16 protein-coding genes and 1 other RNA gene are annotated in these 19591 nt (G+C 72.2%); 7 read left to right on the top strand and 10 right to left on the bottom strand.

Annotated features, from left to right (window positions below; translation table 11 throughout):
* Positions 1–51: 51 nt before the first annotated feature.
* From LV75_RS29660 to rnpB, 4 genes are all read right to left on the bottom strand, one after another.
* Entirely contained in the window at positions 52–2979 is a 2928-nt protein-coding gene (locus tag LV75_RS29660) for an ATP-binding protein (RefSeq protein WP_253890644.1), read from the bottom strand.
* The gene (locus LV75_RS29655; RefSeq protein WP_253890643.1) at positions 2963–3490 is read right to left on the bottom strand and encodes a hypothetical protein; all 528 of its coding nucleotides are present in this window, start codon (positions 3488–3490) and stop codon (positions 2963–2965) included. The genes LV75_RS29660 and LV75_RS29655 overlap by 17 nt, the downstream gene beginning before the upstream one ends.
* A gap of 19 nt (positions 3491–3509) precedes the next feature.
* On the bottom strand, positions 3510–3797 hold the full coding sequence (locus LV75_RS29650; protein ID WP_253890642.1) for a hypothetical protein: 288 nt from the start codon (positions 3795–3797) through the stop codon (positions 3510–3512).
* A gap of 365 nt (positions 3798–4162) precedes the next feature.
* An RNA gene (gene rnpB, locus LV75_RS29645) (RNase P RNA component class A) lies at positions 4163–4550 on the bottom strand.
* A gap of 222 nt (positions 4551–4772) precedes the next feature.
* On the opposite strand from rnpB, the gene ssuE reads away from it, so the two are divergent.
* Positions 4773–5345 carry an NADPH-dependent FMN reductase gene (ssuE, locus tag LV75_RS29640; protein ID WP_253890641.1) on the top strand — a complete coding sequence of 191 codons (573 nt, stop codon included), beginning with the start codon at positions 4773–4775 and terminating at the stop codon, positions 5343–5345.
* A 137-nt stretch (positions 5346–5482) separates the two neighbouring features.
* Here ssuE and LV75_RS29635 read toward each other — a convergent pair whose 3' ends face one another.
* From LV75_RS29635 to LV75_RS29615, 5 genes are read right to left on the bottom strand one after another with little or no spacing between them, the layout of a single operon-like run.
* Entirely contained in the window at positions 5483–6589 is a 1107-nt protein-coding gene (locus LV75_RS29635; RefSeq protein ID WP_253890640.1) for a bifunctional RNase H/acid phosphatase, read from the bottom strand.
* Entirely contained in the window at positions 6586–7323 is a 738-nt protein-coding gene (locus LV75_RS29630; protein WP_253890639.1) for a zinc ribbon domain-containing protein, read from the bottom strand. The genes LV75_RS29635 and LV75_RS29630 overlap by 4 nt, the downstream gene beginning before the upstream one ends.
* Positions 7320–8159 (bottom strand): Nif3-like dinuclear metal center hexameric protein, encoded by an 840-nt coding sequence (locus LV75_RS29625; RefSeq protein ID WP_253890638.1) that lies wholly within the window; start codon positions 8157–8159, stop codon positions 7320–7322. Before LV75_RS29625 ends, LV75_RS29630 begins: the two co-directional genes overlap by 4 nt.
* Positions 8156–9175, bottom strand: coding sequence for an Rv2231c family histidinol phosphate aminotransferase CobC (cobC, locus tag LV75_RS29620; protein WP_253890637.1), 1020 nt, complete (start codon positions 9173–9175; stop codon positions 8156–8158). Before cobC ends, LV75_RS29625 begins: the two co-directional genes overlap by 4 nt.
* A gap of 51 nt (positions 9176–9226) precedes the next feature.
* The gene (locus tag LV75_RS29615) at positions 9227–9406 is read right to left on the bottom strand and encodes a hypothetical protein (RefSeq protein WP_253890636.1); all 180 of its coding nucleotides are present in this window, start codon (positions 9404–9406) and stop codon (positions 9227–9229) included.
* Positions 9407–9480: 74 nt separating this feature from the next.
* Between LV75_RS29615 and LV75_RS29610 the strand changes: the two genes are divergently transcribed.
* Genes LV75_RS29610 through LV75_RS29600 form a run of 3 tightly spaced genes read left to right on the top strand, consistent with a single transcriptional unit; the run spans position 9481 to position 11524 of the window.
* A complete protein-coding gene (locus LV75_RS29610; protein ID WP_308211062.1) occupies positions 9481–9891 on the top strand; it encodes a low molecular weight protein-tyrosine-phosphatase in 411 nt (136 codons plus the stop codon).
* Positions 9873–10718 (top strand): fructosamine kinase family protein, encoded by an 846-nt coding sequence (locus tag LV75_RS29605; protein ID WP_253890633.1) that lies wholly within the window; start codon positions 9873–9875, stop codon positions 10716–10718. The genes LV75_RS29610 and LV75_RS29605 overlap by 19 nt, the downstream gene beginning before the upstream one ends.
* 20 nt (positions 10719–10738) lie before the next feature.
* Positions 10739–11524, top strand: coding sequence for an SURF1 family cytochrome oxidase biogenesis protein (locus tag LV75_RS29600; RefSeq protein WP_253890631.1), 786 nt, complete (start codon positions 10739–10741; stop codon positions 11522–11524).
* Here LV75_RS29600 and LV75_RS29595 read toward each other — a convergent pair.
* A complete protein-coding gene (locus LV75_RS29595; protein ID WP_253890630.1) occupies positions 11457–12431 on the bottom strand; it encodes a cobalamin biosynthesis protein in 975 nt (324 codons plus the stop codon). The two genes, LV75_RS29600 and LV75_RS29595, sit on opposite strands and share 68 nt — an antisense overlap.
* Positions 12432–12533: 102 nt before the next feature.
* Here LV75_RS29595 and LV75_RS29590 point away from each other — a divergent pair, with 102 nt between their 5' ends.
* The 3 genes from LV75_RS29590 to LV75_RS29580 are packed head-to-tail and all read left to right on the top strand — an operon-like array spanning position 12534 to position 19448.
* Positions 12534–14099 (top strand): DUF2397 domain-containing protein, encoded by a 1566-nt coding sequence (locus LV75_RS29590; protein ID WP_253890629.1) that lies wholly within the window; start codon positions 12534–12536, stop codon positions 14097–14099.
* On the top strand, positions 14089–15321 hold the full coding sequence (locus LV75_RS29585) for a TIGR02678 family protein (RefSeq protein WP_253890628.1): 1233 nt from the start codon (positions 14089–14091) through the stop codon (positions 15319–15321). The genes LV75_RS29590 and LV75_RS29585 overlap by 11 nt, the downstream gene beginning before the upstream one ends.
* On the top strand, positions 15318–19448 hold the full coding sequence (locus tag LV75_RS29580) for a TIGR02680 family protein (RefSeq protein WP_253890627.1): 4131 nt from the start codon (positions 15318–15320) through the stop codon (positions 19446–19448). Before LV75_RS29585 ends, LV75_RS29580 begins: the two co-directional genes overlap by 4 nt.
* Positions 19449–19591: the final 143 nt, after the last annotated feature.

Raw genomic sequence — 19591 nt, 5'->3', positions numbered from 1 at the left:
TGATCAACTTAGCCAACCGGTCACGGTCGCGGACAGGGTCCGCGCCGAGGTTCATGCCGCGTCCTCACGGCCGCGCTTCTTCCCGCCGTCCGGGTCGTCCCCGCCGCCGGGCACCGGCTCACCGACGAAGTCCTCCTCGGTGAGACCGAGCTCGAACTCCGCGGCCCGCTCGAACTCCTCGTCGGTGGCGACGGTGCCGTCGAGCGGCTCGAACTCGTACTCGCTGGGCAGCGCGGGCGCCGGGATCTCGGGCGCGGCCGCGGTGCGGGTGGACTCGCGCTGCGCGTCCGGGGTGGTGTCCATGACGGTGCGCAGGTGGTCGAGGTGCTCGCCGGAGAGGTCGATGCGGATGCGCTCCACCCCACCGGCACCGTCGCCGAAGATGAACTGGCGCGGCGCGGTGTCGCGCTCGACCATGCCGCGGTGCGCGCCGGGGCGGCGGCCGAGGCTGGCCACCACCTGCTCGTAGCCCGCGCCGACCGGGACCTTGAGCAGCCGCAGCGCGTCCGCCTGGGCCTGGTCGTCGTCGAGCCTGCCGATGAACACCGAGTCGAGCAGGGTCACGAAGCCCTGGATCTTGAGGAAGTCGGCCGGGATCTGCGAGGACAGCAGCACCCGCACGTTCCACTTGCGGGAGTCGCGGGCGAAGCGGTTCATCAGCACCCGGCCGGTGGGCACCTCGGAGAGGAAGAACGCCTCGTCGATCCAGACGCCCTTGCGCATGTCCTTGGGGCGGTCGTAGATCGAGCGCTGGGTGAGCCAGGCGGCCAGGTTGAGCATCTCGACGCCGAGGGACTCCGCGTCGGTCCAGTGCTCGCGGCCGACGCCGTCCTTGGGCAGGGTCAGCCCGGCCATGGTCAGCACGGTCATCCGGTCGTCGCGCTGCTCGTCGTAGGGGTCGGCGCCGCGCTCGGGGATGAGCAGCGACATCCGCTCCCGCATCTCGTCGAGGAAGTCGGCGACGACCACGGCGTGCTCGTGGTGCTCGCTGGCGTCGCGGCGCAGCGCGTCGAACACCAGGCTCGGGTCGGCGTCGGCGCGCCCGCCCACGGTCCGCACCGCGCGCAGCAGCACGATCCGGCTCTGCGGCAGCCGGGCCACCTCGTAGGGCAGCAGGCCGGTGAGCACGTCGAGCACCAGGCGGCGGCGGGTCGCGGCGGCGAGCGCCTTCTCCCGGCGCCAGGCGCGCTCGGGGTCCTCCTCGTCGAGGAAGTGGTCGATCTTGGGCTCGGCCACCACCCGGTACGGGTTGAGGATGCCCGCCTGGGCGTTGAGCAGGTTGATCGGCCGCGCGTAGGGGCGCAGCTCGGGCAGGTCGCACAGCCGGGCGAGCGGGCCGGACGGGTCGAGGATTGTCCAGTGCGCCCCGGCCCGCAGCGTCTTGTAGACGATGCCGCCACCGAGGAAGGACTTGCCGCCACCGAGCCCGGCGACCATCGCGGTCAGCCCGGACCCGTCGCGGATCTCTTGTGCCATCCACGGGTCCCACGCGACCGGTCGGCGGGTGGCCGTGCAGGTCTCACCGAGCAGGATCCCGCGGCGGTCACCGACTTCAGCGGTCGCGGTCGGAACCGCGGAAGCGGCCCAGACAACGGAACCGCGGCGCAGGTAGGCACTAGAGGCCAGCGGTTCGCCCGGGATGAACTCGCGGGCCATCGCGTACTGGGCCTCGGGGTGCTCGATGGCGACCTTCGGCTTGTAGAGGTCGAGCAGCTGCTGGGCCAACCGCAGCGCGTCGCGCTCGGTCGGGCCGGACACCGCGAGCCGCCACCACGAGCGGACCCGGGTGGCCAGCGCGGTGAAGCCCGAGGTCATCTCGTCGTCGATCTCCAGCACCCGGCTCGCCTGCCTGGCCAACGACTGCGGCGGCTCCAGCTCGTGCTCGTCGGTGTAGTGCTTGACCTGCGAGCGGACCTTGTTCATCTGCCGCTGCAGCTCGCCGGAGACCTCTTCCGGCTTGCGCACGTAGATCCGCGCCGACCACTCCACCGAGGCGGGCAGCCGGTCGCTGCGCTGCACCCACGGGTCGTCGATCTCGGGGATCTGCAGGCCGTGCATCATGCCGACGGTCAGCACGGTGACGTGCCGGGTGACGCCCGCGTTGGAGCCGGTGCGGCCGCGCACGGTCACCGTCGGGGCGTACGGGTCCTGGTGGAAGTCGGCGGCGTCGGTGAAGCTCGCCAGGTCCTCGGGCTCCCAGGCCGCCCCGGGCACCGCGGGCATGTTGCGCGGCGCGGGCAGCCCCAGCGAGCAGGACCGGTGCATCAGCCAGGACATCTCCTCGGCGGTGGCCGGGCGGCCCTCCAGACCGGCGGACCCGATGACCTGGTCGAGGTGCTCGACCTCGCTCTCGATGGCCAGCAGCTCGGCGTCGACGGCGTCCGGGAAGACCTTGCGCAGCAACGGGGCCGCGCGCTCGACGGCCCGGTCGACCACGTTGCGGGTCTGCACCTGGACGCCGAGGTAGACCTCCTTCTCGGCCATGGAGCGGCCGAGGAGCTGCTGCTGCTCGCCGATGAGGTAGTCGTCGAAGCTCAGCGCGCCCGGCACGTCCGGCAGCCGGTTGACCGCGTTGTGCACGTGCGCCTCGGCCCACATCCGGATCGGGTAGGGCCGGGTGGTGACCCGCAGGTGCAGCCAGCGGCCCGCGAGCTCGGCGTACTGGCCCGCGATCGCGGCGACCAGGTCCTGGCGCTGCGAGTCGGACCGGAACGACCAGCGCTGCGGGGCGAGGCGGTACCAGGCGTAGACGTCGGTGCCGGTGCGCAGCAGGTGCCCGTCGATGGTGCGCGCGGCGATCTCCGGGGTGTAGCCGGGGATGGCGGCCTCACCGGGCAGGCGCTTGCCCTTGCGCGGCGCCTGGGCCTGTTGGTAGCGCGCGCTGTGCCTGGTGCGACCGGGCTGCGGGGCGCGGTCGTGCGGATGTCCCGCCGGATAGGGCGCGAGGGCGTCCCGCTCGCGCTTACGGCGTCCGAACACCGCTGGCCTCCCTGTTCCTCGTGCTCCTGGCATAACCGGACGTTCGGGGTGCCTGCGGGTTCGCCGAGCGCGCCGCCCTGGCGCGGCGCCGGGCCTCCTCGGCCCGCCTGGCGGTCTTGGCGCGCTGCTTGTCGGACCCGCGCTGGCGGCGCCTGGGCAGCTCGGCGCGCACCTTGACCCCGCCCGCGCTGACCGCGCCGCCGGTGCCGGTGGTGGTCTCGCGGGGGGAGTTGAGCTCGCGGACCCACATCGTGAGCACGGCGGCGAGGGGGCGCTCGTGGCTGATCCGCGAGCAGATGAGCATGGTCAGCGCGATGGTGGCCACCAAGCCCCAGGCGAAGGACCAGAACAGGCCGACACCGAGGTTGCGCAGCACGGTGAGCGCCAGCAGGAAGACGACGGTGCCGACCCCCCACGCGACGTAGCGCGCGCGGAACGGGAAAGTGGCTTTGGGCGGGCCGAGCCAGACGGCGTCGACCCGGTAGACCTCGTCGTCGGTGCGTATCCGCACGTCAGTTCCTCGCGCCTGGTCAGCCGGTGAACAGGCTGGCCAGCCAACGGCCGATGCCCTCACCGGCGTTGGTCACGGCTAGACCGACGATGCCGAGCGCGACGATCACACCGCCGAGCCTGCGCATCACACCGGCGTTGTCGCCCTTACCGCCACCCAACCAGAGCAGCAGGAGCGCGACGGCGAGCAGCAGCAGCGGGACGATGTTGTTGAGGATCCAGCCCTGCAGGCCGTTGGTGTCCAGGTCGGTCTTCGGTGGTTGCTGCTGGGCGAGGTCGATGAGGGCGGCAATGGTCGGGGTAGTCATCTCGATCTCCCAAGTGCGCGGATGCGGGCCGGGGGCGTCGTGCTCCCGCGCGACAGGTCTGTGCGGTGCCAGTCGAGTACAGCACGATCGGCACGTCGTTGTCATTACTAACGGTAGCTAGGAGGCTGCGTTCCGTTGACCCTGGTGGCCTTCCTCTGTCCTGTCCGGCTGCCATCTGACCACACCATCATCATCCGGGGCGGGCCGGTCAGGACCCACGACCACCCGATTTTCCTAGTCCGGCGGCTGTTTCACCCGCACGCGCGATCATCGACCACGCAGAGTGACGCATCTCACAGGAAAATTCCCGGCGCGCCGCGTGCGCGATTACTCCAATCGGTGTAGGGGCCATTTGGGGTACAGGGCGGGCGAGCCGACGTTTAAGCCGGATCCTGTACCCGAGACCCGCGTCCCGAGTGGCGACCATCCATCTAGGCCTGCCGTTGCCGACAGGCTCGTGCGGCCTACCCGCAGACTCGGGCGGGCAGCCCTCGAGCGTCTGCGCAGAGGTCTCGCGACCCCCTCTTGGCCTTGCTCCGGGTGGGGTTTACCTAGCCACCCCGGTCACCCGGGGTGCTGGTGGTCTCTTACACCACCGTTTCACCCTTACCCAGCTGTGAGGCTGGGCGGTTTGTTTTCTGTGGCACTGTCCCGCGAGTCACCCCGGGTTGCCGTTAGCAACCACCCTGCCCTGCGGAGTCCGGACTTTCCTCGTCGGTGCGTGCGCACCGCCGCGGCCGCCCGGTCGACTCGCCCGCGGCGCCAAGGATACGGGGGTCCACCAACCGGTCCGCACGTCCCATGGCGTGGACGCCGTTGAGCCACCTCTACCTGGACTGATCTACTGCGTGGCATGTCCGGTGACCGAGTTCTCACCCGGCGCAGGCACGTGGACTTCCTGCTGCTCGCGGGCGGCGCCTGTCGCGGCTGACGCCAGCGGCCAGCAGCGAACGCCACTTCCACCAGGGGGACCCCGTGGGCTCGATCTTGATCATCTCCGGCAGCCCGTCACCGGCCGCGCGCGCGGGCGTGCTCGTGCGCCACGTCGTGGACGAACTGCGCGGCCTCGGCGAGAGCACGCGCGTGCTCAGCGTGCGCGACCTGCCGACGGTGGCGCTGCTCGCCGAGGACACCGCGGACCCGGCGATCATCGACGCCGTCGACGCGGTGGCCGCGGCCGACGGGCTGATCGTCGCCAGCCCGGTGTACCGAGCCGCCTACAGCGGACTGGTGAAGTCGCTGCTGGACCTGCTGCCCTCGGGCACGCTGGCGGGCAAGGCTGTGCTGCCGCTGGCGACCGGCGGCACCCAGGGGCACCTGGTGGCGATCGACGGGGTGCTGCGGCCGCTGCTGTTCGCCATGGGGGCGACCAAGGTGTTGGCGGGCCACTTCGTGCTCGACCAGATGATCGCCGACGAGCACGAGGGCTCGCACGTGCGACCGCTGGCCGCCGCGGCGCTCGGCGAGGTGCTGACCGGGTTCACCGAGACCGTGCGGCGCAGGCGCCCGCCCGCGCCGCACCTGACGTCGGTACCGCTCACCGGCTGAGTCCAAGACCTGGTCCGCCACACCGCGAACCGCTTGCCGCGAACCACTCCACGCACCCACCCCCAGAACCGCCGCGGGCGCCGCCAAGCCGGGAACGATGCCGGGCGGGCAAGAGGGGGTGGGCGGCGGGAGGGGTGTTATAGATGCGAGATGTCGTTGATCAGCCGGACTGAAGCGTTGCCGTCGGGGTAGAACTCCACGATGGACAGCGAGGCCAGGTCCAGGTGCAACCGGAACAGCAGTGACGGGCCGACCGCCAATCCCAGGCGCAGCAGCGACTTGATCGGCGTGACGTGGCTGACCACCAGCACCGTGGTGCCCGCGTGGCGCTCGACGATCTCGTCGCGCACGGCGCTGACCCTGCGGTGCACCACGTCGAAGCTCTCGCCGCCGGGGGCGGGCACCGAGGTGTCGGACAGCCAGCGCCGGTGCAGGTCCGGGTCGCGCTCGGCGGCCTCGGTGAAGGTCAAGCCCTCCCAGCGGCCGAAGTCGGTCTCCAGCAACCCGTCGTGGGTCGCCACGGTGCCCCCGGTCGCGGCGGCGACGGCGGCGGCGGTCTGGGCGGTGCGGGTGAGCGGGGAGGCGATGATCGGGGTGTCGGCGTCGACGCCGTCGAGCTTGGCGATCCGGCGCGCGGCGGCCTCGACCTGGGTGGCGCCGAGGTCGGTGAGCACGACGTCGCCGCGGCCGGAGTAGCGGCGGTCGATCGACATCGCGGTTTGCCCGTGCCGCAACAACAGGATCTTGGTCGGCGCGCCGGTGGCACCGGTCCAGGCGGTCGGGGAGGTGCGGGTGGGCTCGGCCGCCGGGGACTGGGCTGCGGGGGACTTGGCTGCGGGGGACTTGACTTCGTCCATGGCCAGGTTGGCCAGCCGGTCGGCGTGCTGGTTGCGCTCGCGCGGGATCCAGGTGTAGGTCACGTGCCCGAACCCGGCGGCGAGCTCGCGGGCCCGCTGCGCCAGCGGTTTCATCGACGGGTGCTTGACCTGCCAGCGCCCGGACATCTGCTCGACGACGAGCTTGGAGTCCATCGCCACCTCGACCACGTCCGCGCCCACCTCGGCGGCGGCCTCGAGACCGGCGATCAGGCCGCGGTACTCGGCGACGTTGTTGGTCGCCACCCCGATCGCCTCGGCCCGCTCGGCGAGGACCGCGCCGGAGTCGGCGGCGCGCACGACGGCCCCGTAGCCCGCGGGCCCCGGGTTGCCCCGCGACCCGCCGTCGGCCTCGACCAGGACCCTCACAGGCCGGACTCCGGGGTGCGGACCATGACCGCCCCGCACTCCTCGCACTCGAGCACCTCGTCGGCCGCGGCCTCGCGGATGCGCGAGATCTCCCGGCTGTCGAGCTCGAGCCTGCACGCGCCGCAGCGGCGGGCCCGCAGCAGCGCGGCGCCGATGCGGCCCTGGCCGACCCGGCGCTCGTAGAAGGCGAGCAGGTCGCTCGGCAGGCCGGGCAGGATCTTGGCCCGCTCGGCGGTGCGCCTGGCGTCGATGGTGTCGAGGTCGGCCAGGTTCTCGTCGCGGCGGCCGGTGGCCTCGCCGAGCACGTGCTCGGCCTTGGCCAGCTCGACCTCGGCGTGCTTGAGGTCGAGCTCGACGGCCTCGCGGCGCTCCATCAGCTCGAGCAGGTCGTCCTCGAGGACGCTCTGGCGCCGCTCCAGGGAGTGCAGTTCGTGCTCGAGGTCGGCGAGCTGCTTGGCGCCGACGGTGCCGCCCTGCAGGAGTTTGCGGTCGCGGTCCTCGCGGGCCCGCACGGCGTCGATCTCCTTCTCCTGCCTGGCCGCCTCCCGGTCCAGGTCGTCGAGCTGGGTGCGCACGGCGACCCCGGCGTCGCGCCTGGACCGCACGGCGGCCTCGGCGGCGGTGATCTCGGCCAGCTCAGGCATCGTGGTGCGCCGGTGGCGCACCCGGCCGAGTTCGGCGTCGACCTCGGCGAGGTCGAGCAAGCGGCGCTGGGCGGCTGGATCGGCTTTCACCCGGTGAACCTCCCGGTTCGGGTTGGCGCCCCGGCGGACTGGGCGGTCCAGGGATCGGTGCGGAGAGTGGAGACGTCGACGGTGACCGTACCGCCGAGCGCGGCGCGCAGGATCCCCGCCGCCTGGCCGCACCAAGGCCACTCACTGGCCCAGTGGGCCACGTCGACCAGGGCGGGCGCACCGGGCACGGCCAAGTGCTCCCCGGCGGGGTGGTGGCGTAGGTCAGCGGTGACGTAAGCGTCGACCCCGGCAGCGGTCGCGGTGGCGAGGTAAGAGTCGCCCGCGCCCCCGGAGACGGCGACCCGCTTGATCCTCCGGTTAGGGTCACCGGCCGCTCTTACGCCGCCTTCGGTAAAGGGCAACGCTTGCGCCACACGGTCTACGAAGAGTGCGAATGGCTCGGCCTCCGGCAACTCGCCGATCCTGCCGATTCCGGTGCGGCCGTCGGCGTTCGGATTGAGCGGCGCGGTGACTTCAAGCCCGATCGCCTCGGCTAGAGCATCCGAGACGCCGGGGTCCGCGGCGTCCGCGTTGGTGTGCGCGCAGTAGAGCGCGATGCCGTTGCGGATGAGCTGGTGCACAAGGGAGCCCTTGGGGGTGTCGGCGGGGACACCGTGGACGCCTTTGAGCAAGAGCGGGTGGTGCGCGACGATCAGCTGCGCCCCGGCCGCGACGGCTTCCTCCACTGTGGACGACGTGGGGTCCACGCAGACGAGCACCTTGGTGAGCGCGTCCGCCCGGTCCCCGCAGACGAGTCCGACCGCGTCCCAGCTCTCGGCGAGCGCGGGCGGGTAGGCGGCCTCCAAGACGCGGATCGCGTCGGCGACAGTGCTCATGGTCGTACCTCCAGTTCACGCAACGCCGCGACCAACGGCAGGCACTCCCGCGGCGACCGCACCGCGACGCGCAGGTGGTCTTTGCCCAGGCCGGGGAAGGTGTCGCCCCTGCGAACCGCGATCCCGCGCTCACGCAGTGCCAGCCGGACCCGTTCGCCGTCGGGGATCTCCAGGAGGAGGAACGGCGCCCGGGGGTCGCCGATCACGAACTCGGCCAGTTCCGCGCGCAGCGCTTCCCGGTGCGCTTGGGCGTCCAGCGCGGCCACCTCGGACTCGGCGAGCGCGGGCGCTTCGCAGCAGGCCACCACGGCTTCCAGCACGAGCGTCCCCACTGGCCACTGTGGACGGTTGTGGGCGAGGCGGGTGAGCAGGTCGGGCGGGCCGACGGCGTAACCGGCGCGCAGGCCGGGCAGCGCCCACATCTTGGTGAGACTCCGGAAGACCAGGATGCCGTCCGCACCCGCGAGCGTCTCGGGCTCACCGGGGATGGCGTCCATGAAAGCCTCGTCGACCAGCACCGTGCGCCCTCGCGCGAGCTCCCGGATCCGCTCCCCTGGGTGCAACACCGAGGTCGGGTTGGTCGGGTTCCCGATGACCACGAGATCGGCGTCGGCGGGCACGCGCTCCGGGTGCAGGACGAACCCGTCGGCCTGGTCCAGCAGCACCCGGTGGACCGGTATCCCGCCGGCTCGCAGCGCGACCTCCGGCTCGGTGAACGACGGGTGCACCACGGCGGCTTTTCGCGACCGGAGGTTGGGCAGCAGCGAGAAGCCCTCGGCCGAGCCGTTGAGGATCAGCACCTCGTCCGGCTCGCACCCGTGCCGCCCGGCAACCGCCTCGCGAGCCCGCAGGTCGTCGGCCGCGGACGGGTAGGCCCCCACCCGGTCCAGCGCGCTGGCCAGGCGGTCGCGCAACCACGCGGGCGGCCGTCCGCCACGCACGTTGACCGCGAAATCGACCAACCCGGGAGCGGCGTCCACGTCCCCGTGGTGCCGGAGCAAGTCGTCGCTGGTCATCCCCACAATCCTAGGCAGCTCACGCGGCTGCGACGCACGTGGGTCCAGGGGTCAGTCGCAGTCGGCCACGGGCGTTAGGCCGTTGGCGCGGAGCCAATGGCAGGCGCGGCGGCGCGCTAGGTCGTCGGCGGAGGTTCGGAGGGTTATGTGGTGCTCTACCGCCAAGAGGAGGCGATCCGGGATGGGGTCGGCGGGGTTGAGCGTCCACCATGGCTCGGCGGGCTTGTCCATGTCAGGCCCCTTCCTCTTACCCTGGCCGCGTGCACATCTGCTTCGTCTGTACCGGGAACATCTGCCGGTCCCCGATGGCCGCTCTCGTGTTCGCCGAGCACCTGCGCCGGGCCGGGCTGGCCGACCGGGTGCGGGTGACCAGCGCGGGCACCGACGGCTGGCACGTCGGGGAGGGTGCCGACCCCAGGACCGCGCGGGTGCTCGCCCGGCACGGGTACCCGACGTCGCACGTGGCGGCGCAGGTCGGTGCCGACCACCTCGACGCGGACCTGCTCGTCGCGATGGACGCCGGGCACGCGAGCGCGTTGCGGGCCCGGGTGCCCGACCCCGAACGCGTGACATTGTTCCGCGTTTTCGACCCGGTCGCCGAGACGGATCTTGACATTCCGGACCCCTACTACGGCGGGCCGGACGGGTTCGACCAGGTGTTGGCCATGGTCGAGGCCGCGTGCCCCGGGCTGGTGCGGTGGGTCCAGGAGAACTGAACCCGGCTGAGGCCGTGGCGGAGCTCACCGGGTTGACCCCGGTGGGCGTGCACGCGGTCGCCGGGCACGTGTTCGAGGTCGACACCGAGGACGGCGACCTCGTGGTGGCCAAGTACGACCCGCGACCGGACGCGGTGCTCGCCGAGGTGGCCGGGCTCGCCTGGTTGACCGAGCCGGGTGCCGTCGCGCTGCCGACCGTGCGCGCGCACGACGACCGCTGGCTGGTCATGGAGGCGGTCGAGCCCGCGGCACCGAGCGCGGCGGCGGCCGAGGAACTGGGCAGGGGCCTCGCTGACCTGCACGCTTGGGGCGCGGACGGGTTCGGCGCGGCTCCGGGGCCGAGCAACGCCTGGATCGGTCTCGCCCCGATGCGGTGCGAGCCCGGTGCCGACTGGGCGCCCTGGTACCTCGCCGATCGCGTCCAGCCCTACCTGCGCAACGCCGCGGATCGCCACCTCATCGACCGCGGCGATGTCTCGACGATCGAGAAAGCCTGCGCCCGGGTCGACGTCCCGAGGGAACCGCCCGCTCGGCTGCACGGTGACCTCTGGAGCGGCAACGTCGTCTGGTCGAACCAGGCGTGGCTCATCGACCCGGCGGCCCACGGGGGGCACCGGGAAACCGACCTGGCGATGCTCGCCCTCTTCGGCTGCCCGCACCTGGACACGATCATCGCCGCCTACGACGAGCACCGGCCGCTGGCGGAAGGTTGGCGAGCCCGGGTCCCCTTGCACCAACTGTTCCCGCTACTCGTGCACACCGTCCTGTTCGGCTCCGGCTACGCGCGACAGGCGGTCACGGCGGCCCAGGCAGCACTACGGGCATGAGCCTGGCCTACCGTGGTGGGGTGCGGTTGAGACTGCTGCTGCGTCCGGGCTGGCTGATGCTGGCCCTGGTCGTCGTGGCGTTCGCCGTGACCTGCTTCACGCTGTTGGCGCCGTGGCAGTTCCAACGGCACGACGAGCGGCAGGCGACCAACGACGCCGTGCAGGCCTCGTTCGACGCACCTCCGGCTCCTCTTGGGTCAGTCCCGTCGGACCAATGGCGGCGCGTCACTCTCGCTGGCACCTACCTGCCCGATGGCGAAGCCCTTGCCCGTCTGCGGACAGTGCAAGGTAATGCCGCCTTCGAGGTCTTGACCCCGTTCCGCCTCGCTGACGGCAGCGTCGTCTTGGTCGACCGGGGTTACGTGCGCCCAGGCGAAGGCGTCCGTGTCCCGAACTACGCGCAGCCCCCTTCCGGGCAGGTCAACCTGCTCGCCCGCGTCCGGGCAGGTGAATCCACCGAGCGGGCGGCGTTCGAGGAAGACGGCCATCGGCAGGTCTATGCGATTGACCCCGCAGTCGTGGGCCGCGCTGCCAACATCGAAATCAAGCCCGGCTACCTGCAACTGGAAGAGGGCTCGCCCGGAGTTCTCGGCGCGCTGCCGCTCCCCCAGCTAGAGGCGGGCCCGTTCCTCTCTTACGCGTTGCAGTGGATCGCGTTCGGAGCGATGGCCCTGCTCGGACTCTTCTACTTCACTTGGCGCGAGATCAAGCCCGGCGGCTCGCTCGCCGAGGACAAGCCTAAGCGCCAGTCGGTCGCCGAGATCCTCGCCGAGGATGAGGCCCGCGAGCGCGCCGCTTCAGCGTGATCAATGCCGCCAGCCCGGCGGTAAGGAGCCCGACGACCCTCGACAGGGTCACCGCTCGTGCGACGTCGGTCGCGTCAGGAGCCCGCCCCTCCCCCAGCACCGGCCGGTCTTCGACGCCGTAGGAGTACTCGGTGCGCCCGCCCAGTTGAACGCCGAGCGCGCCAGCGAAGGCGGCTTCCACCTGACCGGCGTTCGGACTCGGGTGAGCCCCGGCGTCGCGCTTCCATGCCTCTACTGCCCGCTGACGATCCCCCTTGACGGCAGGCGCACCGACGACAGTTAGCGCTGCCGCGACCCGGGCAGGCACCAGGTTGACTAGGTCGTCCAAGCGAGCCGACGCCCAGCCGAACCGCAGGTACCGGGATGACTTGTGACCCACCATCGCGTCCATCGTGTTCACCGCCCGGTACCCGAGCAGCCCGGGCACACCGGCGACGGCTCCCCACAGCAACGGCGCCACTACGGCGTCGGAGGTGTTCTCGGCCACGGACTCCACCGTTGCCCTAGCCAGCCCGGCCTCGTCTAGCGTCGCCGGGTCGCGCCCACACAGGTTGGGCAACCGCTCGCGGGCAGCGTCAACGTCGCCGTCGCTCAGCCGTGCCCCGATAGCCCACCCTTCGGCCGCCAATGACCGCCCGCCCAGCACCACCCACGTGGCGGCCGCCGTCCCGGCGATCCGCACGATCGGGTTAGCCGACCGGTCCACCAGCACACCGAGGCCCACGGCTCCACCAGCCAGAACAGCCGTGTAGATGGCGCCCGCGGCCCGGCTGTCCCGGTAGACCACCCGCTCCACGCGCTGGGCGAGCCGCCCGAACCCGGCGACCGGGTGCCACCGCCGGGGATCACCGAACGCGGCGTCCGCCGCGACCCCCAGGAGCAGGCCAAACGCGCGTGACGCGGACACTGGCAACCCTCCCGGTCGGTTTTCCCCCTGGCGGAGGAACCGTATCGCGCGCGGGCGGCCGGGGTGCGCGGCTGTCGGCCGGTCGGGCTATCGTGGCCCGCCGTGGATGACGCGCAGGGGGACGCAGGCCAAGGGGCTGCCGGACGGCTCCAGCTATACGCCTACCTGCAGCCCCGCGAACACCACCACACCTACCTGGCGATCATGCGGCTGTTCACCTCGACGCTGCTGGCCGACCTGTCCGCGGGCGAGGTGTCCAGCGCGCTGGCCGCCGCCGAGCGCGACGGCCGCATCGACATCGGCGAGTCGCACATCGACGTGGTGATCCCCCGGCTGCGGCAGCTGGTCGAGTGGGGCAACCTCGTGCACGGCCGCCGGGAGACGATCGCGGCGAGCATCGCGGAGTTCCAGCAGGGCTCCATGCGCTACCAGGTGTCCAAGCTCGCCGTCCGCGTCCAGCGCGACGTCGACGAGCTGTTGCGGGTGCCCGAGGGTGCCCGCGAGGTGTCCCGGGAGCTGCTGCCCGCCATCGAGCGCGGCCTGGGTGAGCTGGGCGAGGCGCTGGCGGTCGCGGTGGCCCGCGGTCAACGCGACCCGGGATCGCTCCCGGCGCGGCGCGCTCGCGAACAGCTCGCTGAACGGGTCACGACCCTCTTCTTGCAACACGCGGAACTCGCTGCGACGGTCCGCGACTTCTATGCCTACCTCGGCCAGATCCTCACCCGGCACCACTTGGCACCAGAGGAGATCGCGGGCTTCCGCAACCTGCTGGTCGAGTACATCCAGGTCGTCGTCGAGGACGTCCTGCGGCACACCCCGGCGATCGCGACGGCGCTCTCGGCCCTGGCCCGGTCCCGCGCCGAGGTGCTGCGCCTGCTGCGACCCGCTGAGCAGCTCGGCACCGCGGTGGAGCGCACCCGCGGGCGCGGCGAGGCCGACTGGCAGGAGCTGACCGACTGGTTCGTCGACCGACCGGGCAACCCGTCGCAGGTCACCGCGCTGCGCGAGGCGACGACCAGGGCGATCGGGGCGCTGCTGGCGACCGTGCGGCGCGCGACGACCGGTGGCGGGCTGCTGCCGAGCAGGCGCGCGGAGCTGGTGCGGCTGGCGGGCTGGCTGGACACCTCGACGCCCAAGCGGGCGCACGCGGTGTACGCGGCGGCGTTCGGGCTGCACTCGGCGCGCAACCTGCTGCCCGCCCCCGAGCACGACGGCGACGACGAGCACACCCCGTGGCGCGACGGTCCGGCGATCGATGTCTCGGTGAGCGTGCGCGGCCGGGGCGACCGGGGTGCGCGCGGGCGGACCTCGCGGATCATGGACGACCCGATCACCGAGCAGGGCCTGCTGGCCCAGGCTCGGGAGGCCGACGAGCAGCGGGAAGCGGCAGCGGCGGAGTTGGCCGCGGCCGCTGCCAACCTGGATGAGGCCACGTTGTCCGGCGAGGCGTTGAGCGCGTTGTGCGAGCTGCTGACGTTGGCGATGGCGCAGCGCGAGGGGGCCTCCGACCCGGGTTCGGCCACCGATCAGGTTCGGGGGTTGGCGTTGACGCTGACTCCGCAAGAAGGGCAGGTCACGCGGATTCGCAGCACGTCGGGCACCTTGACCTTGCGGGACACCGTTGTCGGGATCTCTCGCGTAGAGACGAGGGGTCGCAATGGCCGTTAAGAGCCGTCCTGACGTTCTCGGCGACCTGTCCGACATTGACGCGGCCAACGTCGCTCGTTGCGCGAAAGTCTTGCTGCGGCATCCTTTGCTGCGCCCGGGTGGACCCGATGGCGACCTGCTGCCCTTGGTCTACCGGTATCGGATCTCGCTTCAAGAGATGTTCGCGAGTCTGCTGGGCTACCGGCTCGTGGTGGAACGCCGGTTCGCCCGTCTTTATAAGAGCGGCCCCGGCGAGGACTCCACCCGCGGGGAGCCCGCCCTATCGCCGCGCGGCTACGCATACGTCTGCCTGACGATGGCAGCGCTAACCGGTGTCGGCCGCCAGGTACTGCTGTCGCGGTTGGTGGCCGATGTCCGGGCCGCAGCTTCGGAGGCCGGGCTGGATGTGGTCGACGACGTAGGTGACCGGCGGGCGTTGACTGCGGCACTGCGGCACCTGATCGCGCTGGGCGTGATCACCGAGACCGATGGCACCGTGGCCGGGTTGATCTCCGAAACGCCGCCGGAGGCGCTGATCACCATCCACACGGACCTGCTGGGGCAGCTGCTCGCGGGCCCGCTCGCGGAGGCCGAGAGCGCCGACGAGCTGGTGGAACTGGCCTCGGCGCCGGGGCGGCTCGGGGTCGAGCACGCGGTGCGGCGCAGGCTGGTGGAGGACCCGGTGACGCTGCACGCGGACCTGCCGCCGGAGCAGGCCGAGTGGCTGCTGCGCAACCAGCGGCGGGAGTCCGTGGTGCTGGAGCGCTGCTTCGGGCTGGTGACCGAGATCCGCGCGGAGGGGGTGGCGGTGACGGACCCGGAGGAGTACCTGACCGACGTCGTGTTCCCCTCTACTGGCACAGTTGCTCGGATCACGCTGTTGGCGCTACCGGAACTTGTTGACCAGAGCGACGTTTCTGATGATGAGCCCGAGTACCGGCCAGACGGGCGGATTCCGGTAAGCCAAGAGCGGCTGCTCAAGGTGTGCCGGAACCTGGTGGAGGACTACCCGGCCGCGTGGTCTCGACAGGCAACCGACGATGTGGCCGCGTTGGCGGACGACGTCACGGACCTGTTGGTACGCCTAACACTCGCGGTGCCAGATGGTGACGGTTGGCTCATTAGCCCTGCCGCGCACCGATGGCTACCGCAGCCGGATGACTCGCCGGGACGCCCGGTAGCGGTATCGGAGATCCCACCGGAGCCGGGGTGGTCGCTGTTCGACGATGAGGGGGCGCGGTGACCGAGCCGATCGATACCGACCTGGAGCAGGTCGTGGCCGAGCCGGTGGTCGGGCGGTGGCGGCTGCACCGGGGCGGGATCGTCAACATCTGGCAGTACCGGGAGCAGACCTTCGACTTCTCCGGCGGGCGGGCGATCTTCCAGGGCACCAACGGCTCCGGCAAGTCCCGCACCCTGGAGCTGTTGCTCCCGCTGTGCCTGGACGGCGACTTGCGCTACCTGGGGTCCAAGGGCGCGGGCACGGTGTCGATCCGTCGACTGATGCTGGATGACTACGACGGTGGCCCTAACCGCATCGGCTACGCCTGGATCGAGCTCCACCGCACTACGGCGACCGGCGCGGACGAGTACCTCACGTGCGGTATCGGCGTTAAGGCGTCGGCGACGTCGCAGCAGATCAGCGACTCTTGGCGGTTCGTGACGCCGTCGCGGGTGGGTACCCACTTCCAGTTGGCCTCTGCTGACCGCGTGCCGTTGGGTCCGGCAGCGCTAAGAGAGGTTCTCGGGGCGGACAGGGTCTACGACGAGGCAGCGTTCCGCGCCAAGGTCGCCGAGACCGTCTATGGCGTTCCAGGTGGGCGTTACGGCGACCTCTTGCACCTCCAGCGAACCCTGCGCAACCCCGACATCGGGTTGAAGGTGCAAGACGGTCAGCTGGAGCAAATCCTCACGGATGCCCTGCCACCGCTGGATGCCGGCGTCGTGGAGCAGCTGGCGACGTCTTTCGAGGACCTGGAGTCGATCCGGGAAAACATCGGCAGGCTAAGCGCCGCCGATACGGCTATGAGCGCGTTCTTGGCCACCTACTCCGGTTACGCCCTCAGCGCCCTGCACGCTTCTGGCGCTAAGTCTCAAGCGGCCGCTAAGGCGTTGGACAGCGCGCACGCCGAGATCCGCAAGCTTGAGCAGCGACTGGACGCCGACACCGGGCGGCACGCCGAGGCGGAGGAACGGGTCGGCGTGCTGGAGGAGCGCGACGCCGAGCTGGAGAACACCATCGACTCGCTCAAGTCGCTGCCCGCCTACCAGGGCCTGCGCGACCTGCAAGACCGGGAGAAGCTGGTCGAGCGGACCAGGGAGGCGGCCGGGGCGGCCCTCGACAACGCGGGTGTGCAGCGCAACCACGCCGACCGCGCGGTGGAGACGGTGCTGACCGTGCTGCGCAGGCTCGGTGGCGACGTCGAGGACGCCGTCGAGCTCGCACTGTCCACTTCGGAGGCCGTGGCGGCCGCCGGGCTGGACGCGGGGCTGTGCCCCGCCGTGCCAGCGGCACCGGAACCCGTGCCGGGCACGGTGACCGACCGGGTGCGGGCGAAGCCGGACCCCGAGGCCGAACCGCTGACGATCCAGCGCAGGACCCCACCGCCGGTCGCGCCGGACGAGCTGTCGACGGCGCTGGCCGAGGCGGCCGGGCGGGCCGGGGACCTGGCGAGCGTGGTGGCGCACCGGGCCGCGCTGGCGATGTCGCTGCACGACCGCGCGATGTCGCTGGACGCGGACCGCCAGGAGCTGGACAAGCTGCAGGCCGGGGCGCGGGACGCGCAGATCGAGGCGACCGAGTCGGCCGGGCGGCGCAACGAGGCCCGGCAGCGGTTCCTCGGCGCGGCCGAGGTGTGGTGCGAGAAGGCGGCCACGTGGACCGCGGCTGGCCCGTTCGCCGGTGACCACGCGGCGCGGCCGCCGCGCCCGCCCGCCGCGGAAGCGGTGCTGACCGGCCCCGAGGCGACCCGCCAGGCCAGGGACGCCGCGCGGCAGTGGGCCGCGCCGCACCTGACCGGGCTGCGGCAGCGGGTCACCGCGGCGCGGCAGACCGTGGACGAGCTGGTGGGACGGGTCAAGTCGGCGGAGGCGCGGCTGATCGAGCTGCGCAAGGGCGTTGACGCGGCCCCGCCCGGGTTGGTCGACCAGGGCGCGGGGGCGCCGTTCTACCGGCTGGTGGACTTCACCGCGCTGACGCCGGTCGAGCGCGCGGGTCTGGAGGCGGCGCTGCAGGGCAGCGGGCTGCTGACCGCGTGGGTCCGCCCGGACGGGGGCATCGGTGCGGCGGCGCGGACCGGGGTGATCGCGGCGGCGCTGGCGGTGTCCGAGGTGGTGACCTCGCCGTTGGCTTCGGTGCTCGCGCCCGCGGTAGAGCCGGACGGGCCGGTGCCCGCTGAGGTCGTGGCGGGGTTGCTGGCCTCGGTGTCCTTCGGCGAGGAGTTCGCCGGGCTCGCGGTGTGGCCGGACGGGCGTTGGCGCGCGGGTGTGTTGCGCGGAGCGGGGACCAAGCCGGACGCGGAGTTCGTCGGCGCGGGTGCCCGGGAAGCGGCGCGGCAGCGGGCGATCGCGGAGCTGGCCGAGGCGCTGGAGGTCCTGCACACCGAGTTGTCGGCGGCGGAGTCCGAGCTGCGGGACCGGTCGCGGACGGTGGAGGTGTGGGACCGCCACCTCGACGCGTTCCCCGACGACCGGGAGCTGATCGGCGCCCGGGTGACCGCGGAGCAGGCCGCGCGCCAAGCCGAGGAGACCGCGACGAAGGCCGAGCGGCGGCGCTCGGAGCACGTGGCCGCCGAGGGCCGGGTCCGCGCGATGGAGACCGGGCTGGCGCAGGACGCGGGCACGGCGGGGCTGACCGCGGACACCGAGGCGCTGCGACACGCGCACCGGGCGGCGACGCAGGCGCGCGGGTCGGCGGAGAGCCTGCGCGACGCGTTGGCGAAGCGGTGCGTCGGCACGGTGCGGGACTTGGTCGAGGCGCTGCACGACCACAACGCGGCGGTGGACGACCGGGAGAGCGCCGAGCGGGTCGCCGACGAGAAGTGCGTGGCGTTCCACCGCGAGGCGGCCGCGTTGGCCGAGCTGACGGCGGCGGTCGGTGGCGCGGCGGAAGAGGTCTCGCGGCAGCTGGGCGAGCTGGAGAAGGCCCGCCGGGCGGTGCGCGCCGAGCTGCCGGAGTCGCGGCGGGCGGCGGGTGAGCTGTCGAACCAGGTGGTGAAGACGCAGACCCTGCTCGACACCAGGGGCGCGGAGATCGACGGCAAGCGGGCGGCGGCCACGGCTGCCGCGCAAGCGTTTGCCGAGGCGTTGGCCGCGCCCGGGGTGTGGCCTGCGGCGATCGACGAGGACCACCCCGGCGACGACGCCCAGGCCTGGGAGTTGCTGGCCACCGCGGTCGCCGAGGCCAAGCGGCTGCCCAGCGAGGAGAACGTGCTCGGCAAGCTGCAGAACCTGCAGGCGTCGCTGGCCGGGACGCACAACGTCCTGCCGGAGCGGCACGCCGGGATCCTGACCGTGGTCGTCTCGGCGGAGGAGGGCCCGGCCCCGGTCGCGGTCGCCGCCCGACGGGTGGCCACCCGCTTGGCCGAGCGGCGCGGGTTCCTGACCGAGCAGTACCAGGGGATCTTCGCGCTGCACCTGGTGCGGGAACTGGCCGAGCGGCTGTCGGCGCAGATCGCGGTCGCCGAGGACCTGACCCGGCGGATGAACGACGTCCTGGACACGGCCCGGTCGAGCCAGGGCGTGCACGTCCGGCTGGACTGGCAGCCCGCCGCCTGGCTGGACGAGTCCACCCTGGAGGCGCTGCGGCTGCTGCGGGTGCCGTTCGCGCAGCGGACCGAGGAGCAGGACACCCGGCTGCAGCAGGTCTTCACCGAGCGCATCGAGTCCGAACGCGACAGTGCGACCGGCGGGTACACCGAGATCCTGGCCCGGGCGCTGGACTACCGGTCCTGGTTCGCGTTCACCGTCCGGGTCCGCGACACCGGCCCGGACGGCAAGCCCCGCTCCCGGCGCCTGCGCCAGCTGTCCTCCGGCGAGACCCGGCTGATCTCGTACGTGACGCTGTTCGCCGCGGCCGCCGCGTTCTACGGCGCGATCTCCGCGGGCCTGGCGGCCACCATGTCGCCGCTGCGCCTGGTCCTGCTCGACGAGGCCTTCGAGCGGCTGGACGACCCCACCATCGCCCGGATGCTCGAACTGCTCGTCGACCTGGACATGGACTGGATCATCACCTGGCCAAGCGGCTGGGGCGTGTCCAACCGGATCCCGCGGATGCACATCTACGACGTGCTCCGCCCCAAATCCGGCCACGGCGTCGCCTGCACCCACACCACCTGGGACGGCTCCTCCCTGGACCGCGACGACCCGTGACCACCCACCCCCGATCCCGTTCGACCCGACAGCGCAGCACCCGGGCAGCGCGGCAGGCACGCGGCAGGATGGTCACCTTCGGCAGCGCGGCCACCCGGGTGCGCACGTGATGCTCGCCGGACGCGCGGCAGGGCGGCTGGCCG

It is taken from the genome of Actinokineospora diospyrosa (genome assembly GCF_024171925.1).
GTDB lineage: Bacteria > Actinomycetota > Actinomycetes > Mycobacteriales > Pseudonocardiaceae > Actinokineospora > Actinokineospora diospyrosa.
The sequence above is the reverse complement of the archived record's forward strand: the minus strand, read 5'-3'. Positions and strand labels throughout refer to the sequence as shown.